At 74.7% G+C, this 13,462-nt stretch carries 11 protein-coding genes; 3 read left to right on the top strand and 8 right to left on the bottom strand.

Annotation, left to right across the window (positions count from 1 at the left end; translation table 11 throughout):
- Positions 1-44 precede the first annotated feature (44 nt).
- The gene (locus ACQUQD_RS07015; protein WP_428957473.1) at positions 45-1,418 is read right to left on the bottom strand and encodes an MFS transporter; all 1,374 of its coding nucleotides are present in this window, start codon (positions 1,416-1,418) and stop codon (positions 45-47) included.
- A gap of 298 nt (positions 1,419-1,716) precedes the next feature.
- On the opposite strand from ACQUQD_RS07015, the gene ACQUQD_RS07010 reads away from it, so the two are divergent.
- A complete protein-coding gene (locus ACQUQD_RS07010; RefSeq protein WP_428951084.1) occupies positions 1,717-2,292 on the top strand; it encodes a TetR/AcrR family transcriptional regulator in 576 nt (191 codons plus the stop codon).
- Positions 2,293-2,342: 50 nt separating this feature from the next.
- Here ACQUQD_RS07010 and ACQUQD_RS07005 read toward each other — a convergent pair whose 3' ends face one another.
- Both ACQUQD_RS07005 and ACQUQD_RS07000 read right to left on the bottom strand, forming a co-directional pair.
- Positions 2,343-3,296 (bottom strand): DMT family transporter, encoded by a 954-nt coding sequence (locus ACQUQD_RS07005; protein WP_428951083.1) that lies wholly within the window; start codon positions 3,294-3,296, stop codon positions 2,343-2,345.
- On the bottom strand, positions 3,293-4,282 hold the full coding sequence (locus ACQUQD_RS07000; protein WP_428951082.1) for a phosphatase PAP2 family protein: 990 nt from the start codon (positions 4,280-4,282) through the stop codon (positions 3,293-3,295). The genes ACQUQD_RS07005 and ACQUQD_RS07000 overlap by 4 nt, the downstream gene beginning before the upstream one ends.
- A 193-nt stretch (positions 4,283-4,475) precedes the next feature.
- Between ACQUQD_RS07000 and ACQUQD_RS06995 the strand changes: the two genes are divergently transcribed.
- Positions 4,476-5,114 (top strand): TetR/AcrR family transcriptional regulator, encoded by a 639-nt coding sequence (locus ACQUQD_RS06995; protein ID WP_428951081.1) that lies wholly within the window; start codon positions 4,476-4,478, stop codon positions 5,112-5,114.
- Between the two features lie 151 nt (positions 5,115-5,265).
- Here the strand turns inward: ACQUQD_RS06995 and ACQUQD_RS06990 are convergent, their stop codons facing one another.
- The gene (locus ACQUQD_RS06990; protein WP_428951080.1) at positions 5,266-6,330 is read right to left on the bottom strand and encodes a DUF2510 domain-containing protein; all 1,065 of its coding nucleotides are present in this window, start codon (positions 6,328-6,330) and stop codon (positions 5,266-5,268) included.
- 229 nt (positions 6,331-6,559) lie between these two features.
- Between ACQUQD_RS06990 and ACQUQD_RS06985 the strand changes: the two genes are divergently transcribed.
- Positions 6,560-9,235: an ATP-binding protein gene (locus tag ACQUQD_RS06985; protein ID WP_428951079.1), complete on the top strand. Its 2,676-nt coding sequence runs from the start codon at positions 6,560-6,562 to the stop codon at positions 9,233-9,235.
- Between the two features lie 99 nt (positions 9,236-9,334).
- Here the strand turns inward: ACQUQD_RS06985 and ACQUQD_RS06980 are convergent, their stop codons facing one another.
- From ACQUQD_RS06980 to pcaG, 4 genes are all read right to left on the bottom strand, one after another.
- Positions 9,335-10,144 carry an SDR family NAD(P)-dependent oxidoreductase gene (locus ACQUQD_RS06980; protein ID WP_428951078.1) on the bottom strand — a complete coding sequence of 270 codons (810 nt, stop codon included), beginning with the start codon at positions 10,142-10,144 and terminating at the stop codon, positions 9,335-9,337.
- 64 nt (positions 10,145-10,208) lie between these two features.
- Entirely contained in the window at positions 10,209-11,339 is a 1,131-nt protein-coding gene (gene pcaD / locus ACQUQD_RS06975; RefSeq protein WP_428951077.1) for a 3-oxoadipate enol-lactonase, read from the bottom strand.
- Between the two features lie 205 nt (positions 11,340-11,544).
- Positions 11,545-12,855, bottom strand: a complete 1,311-nt coding sequence (pcaB, locus tag ACQUQD_RS06970) for a 3-carboxy-cis,cis-muconate cycloisomerase (RefSeq protein ID WP_428951076.1) — start codon at positions 12,853-12,855, stop codon at positions 11,545-11,547.
- Positions 12,852-13,457 (bottom strand): protocatechuate 3,4-dioxygenase subunit alpha, encoded by a 606-nt coding sequence (gene pcaG / locus ACQUQD_RS06965; protein ID WP_428951075.1) that lies wholly within the window; start codon positions 13,455-13,457, stop codon positions 12,852-12,854. The genes pcaB and pcaG overlap by 4 nt, the downstream gene beginning before the upstream one ends.
- Positions 13,458-13,462 lie beyond the last annotated feature (5 nt).

The following is a 13,462-nucleotide window of genomic DNA, read 5'->3' as shown; positions in this document are numbered from 1 at the left end:
GATCCCGGGCGACGGGGCGGGCCGGACGGTCCGCCCCGTCGCCGTCACCGGGAGGCCGTCTGCGGCTGAGGCGCTTCCCGCTCGGCCGTCGCCGTCACCCGGGTGACCAGGGCCCGGCGGCCGGCCGGGACCAGCAGCGCGGCCAGCGCCGCCGCCAGGCACAGGCAGGCCAGCAGGGTGAAGCCGTGCGTGTAGCCGGACTCGTAGGGAACGCCCGAGGGCTGGAGCGTGCCGGTGACCAGGCTGGTCATCAGGGCCGCGCCGATCGAGCCGCCGATGGTGCGGATGTTGGCGTTCATGCCGGTGGCCGCGCCGGTCTGGGCCGCCGGCACGTTCTGCACGATCAGGTTCGCCATGGAGGCGAAGGCCAGGCCGATGCCGAGGCCGAACACCCCGGCCGCCACCGCGATCTGCCACTGCTGCCCGTGCCACAGGGCGAACATCGCGCAGGACGCCGCGCCGAGCGCGGCCCCCGTGGTGAGCAGGGCCTTGGCGCCGACGGAGGGTTCGAGGCGGCCGCTCAGCACGCCCGCGAGGAACATCGCGACGAGCATCGGCAGCATCAGCAGACCGGCGCCGGTCACGCTGGAGCCGAAGCCGTAGCCCGCCGCGGACGGGGTCTGCAGGAAGCCCGGCAGGAACGACCAGACCGCGTACATGCCGGCGCCGAACAGCAGCGCCGCGGTGTTCGTGGTCCACACGGCGGGCAGCCGCATCACCCGCAGATCGATGAGCGGACTCTTCGAGCGGGCCTCGGCGAGCAGCCAGGCGGTGAAGAGGAGCACGGCGGCGGCCAGCAGCCCGACCACCTTCAGCGAGCCCCAGCCCCAGGACGTGGCCTGGCTGACGGGCAGCAGGAGCGCGACGAGCCAGCCGGACAGCAGCACGGCGCCGAGCCAGTTGACCTGCCCGGAACCGCGGTGGGGCGACTCGGGCACGTAGCGCAGGGCTATCAGGGCGGTCAGGGCGACGACCGCGGCGGGCAGCCAGAACAGCCAGCGGTAGTCGAGCGCGCCGACGATCGGCCCGGCGGCGACGATGCCGACCCCGCCGCCCGCCGCGATCACGGCGGACAGGTTGCTGATGCTGGGGCTGACCCGCCGCGCGGGGAACTCGTCGCGGATGATCCCGAACGAGAGGGGGAAGAGCGCGCCGCCGATGCCCTGGACGACGCGGGCGACGATGAGGACGGTGATGCTCGGCGCGAGCGCCGCGAGCAGGCACCCCACGGTGAGGGCGGCGAGCGCGGCGACCATGGTGCGCTTCTTGCCGACGAGGTCGCCGACCCGGCCGAGGATCGGGGTGAAGACGGACGCGGACAGCAGATACGCCGTCATGACCCAGGTCGAGGTGGCCTGGGAGGTGTGCAGGGCGTGCTGGATCGTGGGCAGCGCGGGCGCGACCAGCGACTGCATCATCGAGAACACGCCGGCGCCGGTGGCGAGCACCGCGAAGGTCAGGCGGTTGTTCCGGTTCACGAGGGGCCTCTCTCCGGGCGGAAGGCGGCAGGAGGGGGTGGCCCGCGGACGGGCGCGGGCTGAAAGGATCGGGGGATCTGCCGTACGGAGCCGTCGCTTCGTCGCGTCACTCGGGTACGGCAGGGCGGAGGGCGCCCCTGCTAAAGTGGAGGCACCCCTCGACTTAATTCACGATAGCGGAGGGGTGCCTCCGGATTCAACCCGGATTCCCCTTCAGGTGGAGAGGCGTGGTGCACGGATGACGACGGACAGGGAACGCGTGGGAGGCGTGGTCGTCGCGCAGCGCCCGCGCCGCGCGGACGCCCGGCGCAATTTCGACGCGCTGCTGGCCGCCGCGCGCCAGGCCTTCACCGAGAAGGGCGCCGACGCCTCGCTGGAGGACATCGCCCGGCAGGCCGGCGTCGGCATCGGCACGCTCTACCGCAACTTCCCCACGCGGCGCGCCCTGTTCGAGACGGTCTACGCCGAAGAGGTCGACGCGCTGTGCCGGCTCGCGGACGAGCTCGTGGACGCCGGGCCCTGGGACGGCCTCGCCGCCTGGCTGCGCCGGTTCGTGGACTACACGGTCACCAAGCGCGCCATCCGGGAAGCGCTCAGCGGGGAGTCCGACATCTTCACCGCCTGCCGCCGCGCGATGCTCGACGCGGGGGAGCCGTTGCTGCGGCGTGCGCAGGAGGCCGGGGAGGTCCGCGACGACCTGTCGTTCGACGACCTGCTGCGGATGGTGTCGGGAGTGACCGGCGCCGCCTACGTGGACGATGAGCAGCGGGACCGGGTGCTGGGCTTCGCCCTGGACGGGATCCGTCGCCGCTAGCGCCTGTGCGGCGGATCAGGTCGCATCCGGATGGTCCGCGCTGTTCGCTCTTACGGGGCGACGGCCACGGGGCTCTGTGCCGGACCCCGCTCCTCGACCGCCGGAGCGGGAGCGGCCTGGGCCGGCTGCGGAGGGATCGACCCCAGGACGATCAGGCCGGCGTGCGGGTCCTCGGGAGCCGGCGTCGCGCTGCGGGTCAGCAGCACCACGCCCCGCGCCGCCAGCACCGCCCCCGCGGCCGCGAGCGCGAACCCGGCGACACCGCCCTGTAGCCGCTCGCCCAGCAGCGACAGGCCGATGACCGCCGCGGCCACCGGGTTCGCCAGGGTCACCATCGCCAGCGGTGCGCCGAGCCCGCCGCGGTAGGCGGTCTGGGACAGCAGCAGGCCGCCCGCGGCGAAGGCCGCGACCAGCAGGGCCACCACGATCACCTGCGGGGCGAGCAGGGGTCCCGAGCGGTCGGTCGCCGCGACGGTCACGGTCTGGGTGAGCGCCGAGGCGACACCCGAGGCGAGCCCGGACGCGGTCGCGTGCCGCAGGCCCGGCTTCGCGCCGCGCCGCGAGAGCACTCCGATGAGCGCGGCGGTCGCTCCGGCCACCGCGAGCGCCTCGGGCAGGGAGAGCGTGTCGTCGGGGGCGGGCCCCGACGCCGTGACGAGCAGCGCGCCCAGACCGGCCAGCGTCAGGGCCGTGCCCCGCCACTCGCCCGCCGTGACGTGCCGCCCCGCGATCCGGGCACCCAGCGGCACGGCCGCGACGAGCGTGAGCGCGCCGAGCGGCTGCACCAGCGTGAGCGGCCCGTACTTGAGGGCGGCGACGTGCAGCAGGGCCGCGCCCGCGTTGAGGACGACCGACCACCACCAGGAGCCCGTGCCGAGCAGCCGCCACAGGCCCGGTCCGGAGCCCGCGGTGCGAGCGGCGAGCCGTTCCTGGGCCACCGCCGCCGCGGCGTACGCCACGGCGGAGACGAGGGAGAGCGCGACGGCGAGCAGGGTGGCGCTCATCGGCCGGCCCCCGTCGTGACGGGCTGCGGGGCGGTCGCCACCGAGGTGGACCCCGGCGTCGAGGACACCTGTACCGGTATCCGGATCGGCATGTGCGCCAGCACGTCCGACGCGGACAGCGAGTCGGGCGGCGTGCGGAACGCGGCGGCGGGCGACCAGGGCGCGGGTTCCCGCGTGCCGTGCGCCGGGACGGCGGTCGGTACGACCGTGCTCGCCGGGGCGGGCAGCAGGTGCCGCCGGATCGCGGGCGGGCCGCCGACGATGTGCGGCATCCGGATCACCGCGAGGGCGACACCGAGCAGGGCCGTCGCCACGAGCGCGTCGAGCCAGTAGTGGTTCGCGGTGCCGACGACCACGAGGAGCGTGAGCAGCGGGTGCAGCAGCCACAGCCAGCGCCACCGCGACTTCGTGGCGACGATCAGGCCGATCGCCACCATCAGGGCCCAGCCGAAGTGCAGCGACGGCATGGCCGCGAACTGGTTGGCCATCGTGTCGGTGTCCGGCTTCGCGGCGTACACCGAGGGTCCGTAGACCTGCGCGGTGTCGACGAGGTGCGCGGCCTTCAGCATCCGGGGCGGTGCCAGCGGGAACGTGAGGTGCAGCGCGAGCGCCGCGGCCGTCAGCGCGGCGAGCACGCGCCGCGTCCACACGTAGTGGCGCGGGCGGCGCAGGTACAGGAAGACGAGCAGGGCGAGCGTGGCCGGGAAGTGCACGGTCGCGTAATAGGTGTTCGCGAGGTGCACGAGGGCGTCGCTGCGCAGCAGGACGCTCTGGACCGCGCCCTCGCCGGGCAGATCCAGGGCGCGCTCGAAGCTCCACACGTGATCGGCGTTGCGGAACGCCTCGGCGGTGTGGCCGTTGGCCAGCTGGCGGCCGAACTTGTAGACGAGGAAGAGTCCTACGACCAGCAGGAGCTCGCGGACCAGGGGCGGTCGGGCAGTGCGGCTGTCCGGCTCCGGTGCGGCAGGCTCGGTAAGGGAATTCATCCCCCGGCCCCTTTTCGTGACGACTGGGTGGTGCGTGGTGGTTCGGGGTGCGCTTGTGGCGCGACGGTGAACGCGGTCTGAACCGCGCTCATCGAAACGCCAGTGTACCGAAACGCTGGCGTACCGGTACACTGGCGTATCGATGAGAGGGTGTGATCTCATCGACACGAGCCGCCGAGCGAGGAGTGGGGTCATGACGACGCGGGAACCGGTCACCGAGGCAGCGACAGTGCCGACCGCCTCGCGCCGTTCCAAGATCACCCCCGAGCGGGCGCAGGAGTTCTACGACGCGGTCCTCGACCAGCTGCGCAGGAACGGGTACGACGCGCTGACCATGGAGGGCGTCGCCGCCCAGGCCTGCTGCAGCAAGTCCACGCTGTACCGTCAGTGGAAGACGAAACCGCAGCTCGTGGCCGCCGCGCTGCGGGCCGGACGCTGTACGAAGTTCTCCGCCGCCGACACCGGCAGCCTCGCGGGCGACCTCGTCGCCGCGGCACGCAACGCGGCGGCGCAGGCGCTGCCGGACACCGCGCTGATGCAGGCGCTCGGGCACGCGGTCCGGCAGGACGGCGAGCTGAAGGGCGCGCTGCGCGAGGCGCTGATCGAGCCGGAGCTCGCCTCCATCAAGGCGATGACGGAGCGGGCCGTGGCGCGCGGCGAGATCGCCGCCGACCATCCGGCGCTGCCGTACCTGGCCGCGCAGCTCTTCGGAGTGATGCGCAGCCGCCCCGTCCTGGAGGGGCGCGACGCCGACGCCGACTACCTGGTCGGCTTCGTCGAGAACGTGCTGCTTCCGGGGCTCGGCCTGACCGCCTCGGATCGGGCCACCTGAACGTGGGCCGCCGGTCGCAGGGATGACCGACCGGTGGTCTGCCCGCGCCGCACCGTGGGGACGGGGGCGGCGCGCACCCCCGGGCCGGGCGGGTTCCTCCATGAGCGGAGGGGAACCCGCCCGGCCCTGTGTGTCCGGGTCCGCTCCGGGGTCAGACGTCCTGGCCGTTGCCGCCCGTGCCGCCGCCGGTGACGTCGGCCTTCTTGATGCCCCCGACGAGCTTGTCGATCGCCGTGTCGTCCGGACCCGCCGCCTTCTCCTTGTCGGTGCGCGGGATGTCGACGCCGATCCGCACGACGAGGAGCGTCTTGGGGTCGGACGGCGAGGGGAACGCGACCGACTCCACCCAGGCGTCGATCTTCGACTTGGTGTCCACGTTCCAGCGGACCCGGTAGCCCTGCTGCCCGGCGACCGTGACCTTCTTCGACAGCAGTTCGTCGTGGTTGAGGATGCCGCCGTAGACCTTGCCGCCGTAGGACGCCTTGGCGTTCTTGAGGATGTCCTCCTTCGCCGCCGCCTCGGCGGTCGACGCGTCGAGCTTGAGGCTCTTCGCCGACGAGGTGGACGCGCCGCCCTTCACGCAGCTCTGCTCCACGTCGTCGGGGCACTTGTACGTGCCCGTCTGCACGCCGGCCACGCCCGCGCCGTCGGACCCCGTCCAGCCGTCGAGCACCGGCAGCGCGACCCCGTTCACGATGTCGGTGGCGTAGCCCTCGTCGAGCGGGGCCCGCGGTGAGCCGGGCGCGTCGGGGGAGGGGCTGCCGTCGCCCCCGCCCGCGCCGCCGCCAGGACCCTCGGGCTGCCGCGGCTCCTGGGGCTGCCGCGACTCCCCGCCGGCCCTGCTGCTCTTGCCGTCGCCGTCCGACGTGAGCGCGTAGACGCCGCCGCCGATGCCGGCGAGGACGACCACCGCGATGCCGGCGGCTATCGCGATCCGCGCCCGCCTGCGCGGCTTCGGCGGCATCGGAGGCAACTGACCGGGATACATCGGGTAGTTCTGGTGGTCCTGGTACGCCGGAATCGTCCCAGGGGCCGTCGGCTGCTGGGACGGCGCCACCGGACCGGGCGCGGCCGCCTGCGGCGGGAACGGCGGCGGGGTCGTGGCGGGCCGGGTCTGATCCGTCCAGCGGCTGCCGTCCCACCAGCGTTCGGTGCGCGGGCCGTCGGGGACCTGACCGGGATCGGGGTACCAGCCTGCGGGAGTCTGCGACGTCATGAACGGAACAGTATGAGGCGTGCCTGAAAAGGGGATGAGAGGGTCCGCATTGCGGTCGGGATCGTTACGGATCGGCGCCCCGTCGACCGGGCCGGCCCCCAGGTCCGATCAAAAGTCACCGGCTCACGAGACCCCCCACCACGGCGCGCCGCCGCGCATTACCCTCGTGACCAGTACACCGATCGATCGAAGTGATCGATCGAAGTGAACGACACCTGGAGGGTGCGGGATGACTCAGGGACGGCACGAGGACGCCGCCTCCTCCGGCCCGCCGCTGTGGGAGCGGGAGTCCGAACTCGGCGTCGCGCTGAGCGCGTTGGACGACCTGTGCGGCGACGCCGCGTCGTCGGGCAGCCTCGTCGTGTACAAGGGCGAGGCGGGCATCGGGAAGACCGCCCTGCTCGGCCGGCTGCGCGAGGTCGCGGCGGGCCGGGCGACCGTGTGGACCGCCCGGGGCGGCGAGACGGTGACCTCCGTCCCCTTCAACGTCGTACGGCAACTCCTGCAGCCCGCCCTGCTCGAGCTCTCCGAGGAGGAGGCCCGCGAGTACTTCGGCGACTGGTACGACATCGCGGGCCCCGCCCTCGGCATAGCCGAGCCCACGGGACGCCAGGCCGACCCGCAGGGTGTGCGCGACGGTCTCGTGGCCGCCGTGTCCCGGCTGGCCCGCCTGCACTGGCCGCTGCTGATCCTCGTCGACGACGCGCACTGGGCCGACCTGGAGACCCTGGAGTGGCTGGCCGCGTTCGCCGAGCGCCTCGACGACCTGCCCGTGCTCGTCGTGGTCGCCCAGCGCGACCCCGAGGACGAGGCCGCCGCCGTCTGCCTGGACGCGGTGGCCGCCGCCGCCCGGCCCGGCATCGCCCGACTGCGCGCCCTCACCCCGGAAGCCACCGCGGGACTGACCCGGGCCACGCTCGGCGGCCACGCCGACGACCCGTTCTGCCGCGAGGTGTGGGCGGTCACCGGCGGGAACCCGTACGAGACCGTCGAGTTGCTCGCCAAGGTGCAGGACAGCGAGCTGAACCCCCAGGAGGACGCGGCCGGCGAGCTGCGCGCGCTGAACAAGTCGGCGCGCGGCCGCGGACTCGTCGCCCGCCTCGAAGGACTCGGCACCGAGTCGGTCAAGTTCGCCTGGGCCGCCGCCATCCTCGGCACCCGGATCGACTCCGGACTCGCCGCCCTGCTCGCCGGGCTCAACCCGGAACAGGCCGGACGCTGCTCCGAGCGGCTGCGCGCCGCCCGCATCCTGACCGACTCCGCGTACGGTGCCACGACCGCCCTGGAGTTCGTCCACCCGCTGATCGCCTCCGCCGTCTACGACGCGATCCCGCCGGCCACCCGCACCGCCATGCACGGCCAGGCCGCCTGGGCCGTCACCGCGTCCGGCCGCGGGCCCGCCGCGGCCTCCCGCCACCTGCTCGAGGTGCACCCGGACGACGACCCCGAACTCGTCGAGCAGATGCGCTCCGCCGCCCGCGAACACCTCGCCGTCGGCGCGCCCGACGCCGCCCGGCGCTGTCTGGAGCGCGCCCTCCAGGAGCCGCCGCTGCCCGACGTGCGCCCGCAGCTGCTCTACGAGTTGGGCTGCGCCACCCTGCTCACCTCGCCCGCCACCACCATCAAGCACCTCGAGGCGGCCCTCGACACGACCCCGGGGCTCGACGGCGACCAGCGCGTCGACGCGGTGTGCCGCCTCTCCCAGGCCCTGGTCCACAACGACCAGCTGGAGGAGGCGCTGCGCCTCATCGACACCGAGGCCGAGCGCCTCGACCCCGGCCCCGCCCGGCTGCGCCTCCAGGCCGTGCACTTCATGTGGGAGGGCATCCACGCCGGCGAGGAGGACTCCCCGGGCCGCTCCCGGAACCTCGCGGCGATCGCCGACCGGCTCGGCGGCCGCGACAACCCCGAGCGCGTGCTGCTGATCCTGCGCGCCTTCGACGCGATGACCCGCGGGGAGAACGCGGAGGAGGTCGTCGAGCGCTGCGACCGCGCCCTCGTCAACGGCCGTCTCGCGCCCGGCCTCGGCTGGACCGACCCCGAGTGGGGCTTCGAGGTCCTCGCCATGCTCGGCAGCGCGTACCTGTTCTCCGACCGGCTCGACCGGGCCGAGAGCCTGTTCACCGAGGCCGTCCGCGAGTACGAGACGGCCGGCTGGAGCGGCGGCCACATCGCCATCGCCCACGCCTTCGTCGGCTATGTGCACCGCAGGCGCGGCCGCCTCACCGACGCCGAGGCGTTCCTGCGCGAGTCGCTGCGCCTCGCCGACCGCGTCGGGCGCGGACTGCCGATGCACTGGGACGCGGCGTGCATGCTCATCGACACCCTGCTCGCCCGCGGCAAGGCCGACGAGGCGCAGGCCGTCGCCGACCGCTACTCCTTCGGCCCGCCCTACCCGTCGACGATCGTGCTGCCCGACGCGCACTCGGTCCGCGGCCGCCTGCTCCTGGCCACCGGCCGGGTCGAGGAGGGGGTCAACGAGCTGGAGAGCGCGGCCAAGGCCGCCATCGCCCGTGGCGGACACAACACGATCATGGCCCCGTGGGCCTGCGACCTGGCCCGTGCCCTCGCCCCCACCGACCCGCGCCGCGCCGCCGAGCTCGTCGCGGAGGCCCGCGTCCAGGCCGAGCGCTTCGGCACGGACACCGCGATCGGTGAAGCGCTGCGCTGCGCTGCCGCCCTGGCCACCGGACAGCAGCAACTCACCCTGTACGCCAAGGCGGTCACGTACCTCGAAGCCTCGCCCTGCGCGTACGAGCACGCCCTCGCCCGGGTCGAGTACGGCATGGCGGCGCGCTCCTTGTCCGAGCTCAACCGCGGTCTGACCCTGGCCCGTTCGTGCGGCGCGGACGGTCTCGCGGCGCGGGCCAGGGACGTGCTGGAGACCGGCAGGGGGCTGCGCTAGAGCGCCGTCGGCGCGGGGGCCGGGTACCGCCCCCGCGCGCCGCGGTCAGCTCCGCCGGACCAGGCAGCGGAACTCATCGCCGCGGCGCCATCGCGGACCTCAGCCGAGCAGGCGCTCCAGTTCGGCGTCGAGGCGCTCCTGCACGGCACGGTCGTACGTCGCCCGGTGCGCCCGCGCCGGCCGCGGCCCGTCGAAGAACCGGCCCGTGGACTCGGCGCCCGGCGCGCCCGTGGCCAGGGCGAGGACCCCCACGGCGCCGTCGGCGACGCTGTTCCACGGCCGGATCCCGGCGTCCCGCACCATCGCCGTGTCCATGTACGTCGCCGGGTGGATCACGTTGACCGTGACGCCGGTGCCCGACAGCTCACGCGCCAGCGAGAAGGTGTGGGCGGCGAGCGCGAACTTGGCCCGGCAGTAGGCCTCGCTCCCGTTGTACTCCCGGGCGAGGTCCAGGTCGTCGAAGTCGAGCGGTGACTGCCCGAGGGATCCGCAGTTCACGATGCGGGCCGGGGCGTTGGCGCGCAGCACCGGGAGCAGCGCCCGGGTCAGGGCGACGGGCGCGAGCAGGTTCACGGCGAGCCGCAGCTCGTGCCCGTCCGCGCTGAGCTCACGGCCGCCGCCGCGCGGGCCCGCCCCCACCCCGGCGTTGTTCACGAGGACGTCGAGATCCGGACGGGCCGCGGCGACGCGGGCGCCGAGCTCGCGCACCTGCGCCAGCGAGGCGAGATCGGCGACGAACCCCTCGGCGTGCCCACCGCGGCCGGCGGCGGCCCGCAGTTCGGCGACGAGCGAGTCCGTACGGCCCTGGTCCCGGCCGTGGGCGAGGACGACATGACCGGCGCGGACGAGGTCGAGGGCGAGGTACCGGCCGAGACCGGAAGTGGCACCGGTGATCAGAAGTGTGGCCATGCGGCCAGGCTAGGCGCGCGGCCGGACCGCGCAGGAGGCCCGGCTGAACCTACGTCCGCCAGGGTCACCCTGCGTCTTCCTCGGCGAGCACCCGCTGGGCGACAGCGAACGCGGAGTTGGCGGCGGGCACGCCCACGTACACCGCGCACTGTCGGAGCACCGCGCCGATCTCCTCCGGGGTGAGGCCGCCCCGCAGGGCGGCCCGCACATGCATGGCCAGCTCGTCGTGGTGGCCGTGCGCGACCAGCGCGGTCATCGTGACCATGCTGCGCTCGCGCCGGGTGAGCGTCGGATCGGTCCAGATCTCGCCCCACGCGTAGCGCGAGATGAAGTCCTGGAACCCCGCGGTGAACGGCGTCTGCCGCGCCTGCGCCCGGTCGACGTGTGCGTCGCCGAGCACCTGGCGCCGCACCTCCATGCCGCGCCGGGCGCCCTGCCCGAGATGTCCCCGCAGCAGCCCGAGGACCGCCTCCGGGCGCTCGGCGACCGCCAGATGCGAGGCCCCGGCCAGTTCGGCGAGCTCGGCGCCCGGCACCGCGTCGGCGATCTCCCGCAGATGGGCGGGCGGGGTCGCCGGGTCGTCGCGTCCGGCGACGAGCAGCGTCGGCACGGAGATCTCCCCGAGCCGGCCGGTGAGGTCGAACGCGGCGAGCGCGTCGCAGCAGGCGGCGTACGCCTCCGGGTCGGCGTCCCGGTTGTCCTGCACGAGCCGGGGCGAGCTGAACGCGGGGGTGAACCAGCGGGACGGCGCCGTCCCGGCCACGCCCGCCGTCCCCTCCTTCCGTACGAGCGCGGCCCGCTCCTGCCAGGCCTTCGCACCGCCGAAGTGCGCGGAGGAGCAGATCACGGCGAGACTGCCGACCCGCTCCGGGTGGTGCACGGCGAGGTGCAGTCCGACGGCGCCGCCCAACGAGACGCCCGCGTAGGCGAACCGCTCGATGCCGAGCTCGTCGGCGAGGGCGAGCACCAGTCCGGCGAGGTCACCGACACTCGCCCCGGCGGAGATCAGCCCGGCGTCCGAGCCGCCGTGGCCCGGCAGGTCCCACCGCACGACGCGGTGCGCGCTCGACAGCTCGGGCGCGACCTGGTCCCACAGCGCGAGCGACGTCCCGAGGGACGGGCCGAGCAGCAGCGGGGGAGCGGACGGGGAGCCTTCGGCGCGGTGGTGGAGGAGTGCGGTGGGGGCGGGGTTCACGAGGGCTCCAGGGACGTCGTGCGGACAAGTCGGGAAGCGGGGGTCGGGGGCGCGGGGCGGAGGCCGGGCGGCCATCGGGCGGAACCTGTCCGGGGTCGGGCGCCGCCCCGCGCCCCCTTCGGGGTGCGGGGGCCGAGCCCCGGGAAGCCTTCCTCCGCCGCGGCCGCCCGGCGGCGCGCAGCGGCGCACGGTGGGAAGAGGCAGGTCACCGGCGGGCCAGCGCCCGGTCCACCAGTGCGCCCGCCGCCCCGACATACCGCGCCGGATCCATCAGCCCCGTCACGTCGACATCCGCCAGGTCCGGTTCCTCGGCAAGGACCGCACCCAGCGGCCGCCGTTCCTCGCGGGCCCGCCGGGCCGCCGCGGCGAGCAGCGTCTTCGCCCGGCCACGGCCGAACCGCCCGGCCAGTTCGGCGGACAGCCGCTCGGACACGATCGCCCCGCCGGTCAGGGCGAGATGGGCGCGCATCGCGTCGGCGTGCACCACGAGCCCCTCGACCAGTTCGGCCGCGTCCCGCGCCGCCCCGCCGGCCACCCGCGACAGCTCCCGCAGCGTGGCCCACTCGGCGTGCCACGCGCCGGCCGGCCGTTCGTCCTCCGCGGCCATCGACCCGTACAGCGTCGCCGCGAGCCCGGGCGCACGGCGGGCCGCGGCGGCGATCAGCGTGGCCCGCACCGGGTTGGCCTTGTGCGGCATGGCGGACGAACCGCCGCCCGCACCCTCCGCGACCTCCGCGATCTCCGTACGGGACAGGGTGAGGACGTCGGCGGCCACCTTGCCGAGCGCACCGGCCGTGAACGCCAGCGCGCCCCCGAGGTCCGCGACCGGCGTCCGCAGCACGTGCCACGGCAACTCCGGCGCGCGGAGGCCGAGTTCCTGGGCGTACGACGTGACGAGCGCCAGTGGATCGGACGCGCCGTACGCCTCGAAGGCCGCCAACGTGCCCGCGGCCCCGCCCAGTTGGACCGGCAGGGACTCCCGTACGTGCCGCAGCCGGTCCCGCGCGTCCAGTACCAGTGAGCGCCAGCCTGCCGCCTTCAGCCCGAACGTCGTCGGCACGGCGTGCTGGGTGAGCGTGCGTCCGGGCATCACGGTGTCCCGGTGCTCGGCGGCGATCCGCGCCAACCCGCCCTCCGTGAGGGCGAGTTCGCCGAGCACGGCATCCAGGGTGCGCGCCGCGATGAGCATCAGGGCGGAGTCGAGGATGTCCTGGCTCGTCGCGCCCCGGTGCACGTACGGCCCGTGTGCCGCGGGGACGGCCGCCGTGAGGTCCGCGACCAGCGGGATCACCGGGTTGCCGCCGGAGCGGGCCCGGCGCGCGAGGTCCCGGACGTCGAAGGCGCCGGCCGAGGCGGCCGCCGTCACGGTCCCGGCGGCCTCGGCCGGAGCGAGCCCGAGCGCGGCCTGCGCCCGGGTCAGGCCCGCCTCCGCGTCCAACAGGGCTTGCAGAAAAGCCTCTTCGGACGTGGTGCGCTCGACGGGCGCGTCCTCGGTGCCGGGGTCGAACAGGGTCACGTGAACTCCAGGAAGACCGTCTCGCCCTCGCCCTGAAGGCGGATGTCGAAACGGTACGTGCCGTCCGGCTGCTCCCGCGCGATCAGCGTGTCGCGCCGCGCGGGCTCCAGCCGGGCCAGGAGCGGATCCGCGGCGAGGGCCGCGTCGTCGCCGGGCAGGTAGATCCGGGTGAAGAGATGGACCAGCAGGCCGCGGGCGAAGACGCAGGCGCTGAGGTAGGGCGCGTTGTCGCCGCGTGCGCCGGGCCGCAGCGTGCGGGCGTACCAGTGGCCGCTCGCGTCGGTCTGGACGCGGCCCCAGCCGGTGAACTCCACGCCGTTGCGCCCCAGATGTCCGCCGGTCGCCGGGTCGCGCAGGATCGAGCCGTCGACCCGCGGCAGCCGGCCGTCGGGGTCCGGGCCCCACAGCTCCACGAAGGCGTCCGGCAGCGGAGCGCCCTCGCCGTCGCGGACGTGCCCCTGGAGGGTGACGGTGTCGGGGTGGCCGACGGGCGCGATGTCGCCGCCGCCGGGGAACGGCAGCGCGTACCCGTAGAACGGGCCGACCGTGTGGGAGGGCGTGGGCAGCACGTTCGCCGGGTCGCTCGTGTCGATCTTCGTCATGGTGG

It is taken from the genome of Streptomyces sp. cg35, from assembly GCF_050410835.1.
Classification (GTDB): Bacteria; Actinomycetota; Actinomycetes; order Streptomycetales; family Streptomycetaceae; genus Streptomyces.
This window is presented reverse-complemented; position numbering and strand designations above follow the sequence as displayed.

Coding starts and splice junctions, on each gene's coding strand:
- ACQUQD_RS06985 (WP_428951079.1), top strand. CDS start 6,560: ATGACTCAGGGACGGCACGAGGACGCCGCCTCCTCCGGCCCGCCGCTG.
- ACQUQD_RS07010 (WP_428951084.1), top strand. CDS start 1,717: ATGACGACGGACAGGGAACGCGTGGGAGGCGTGGTCGTCGCGCAGCGC.
- ACQUQD_RS06980 (WP_428951078.1), bottom strand. CDS start 10,144: ATGGCCACACTTCTGATCACCGGTGCCACTTCCGGTCTCGGCCGGTAC.
- pcaG (WP_428951075.1), bottom strand. CDS start 13,457: ATGACGAAGATCGACACGAGCGACCCGGCGAACGTGCTGCCCACGCCC.
- ACQUQD_RS07005 (WP_428951083.1), bottom strand. CDS start 3,296: ATGAGCGCCACCCTGCTCGCCGTCGCGCTCTCCCTCGTCTCCGCCGTG.
- ACQUQD_RS06995 (WP_428951081.1), top strand. CDS start 4,476: ATGACGACGCGGGAACCGGTCACCGAGGCAGCGACAGTGCCGACCGCC.
- ACQUQD_RS06990 (WP_428951080.1), bottom strand. CDS start 6,330: ATGACGTCGCAGACTCCCGCAGGCTGGTACCCCGATCCCGGTCAGGTC.
- ACQUQD_RS07015 (WP_428957473.1), bottom strand. CDS start 1,418: ATGATGCAGTCGCTGGTCGCGCCCGCGCTGCCCACGATCCAGCACGCC.
- ACQUQD_RS07000 (WP_428951082.1), bottom strand. CDS start 4,282: ATGAATTCCCTTACCGAGCCTGCCGCACCGGAGCCGGACAGCCGCACT.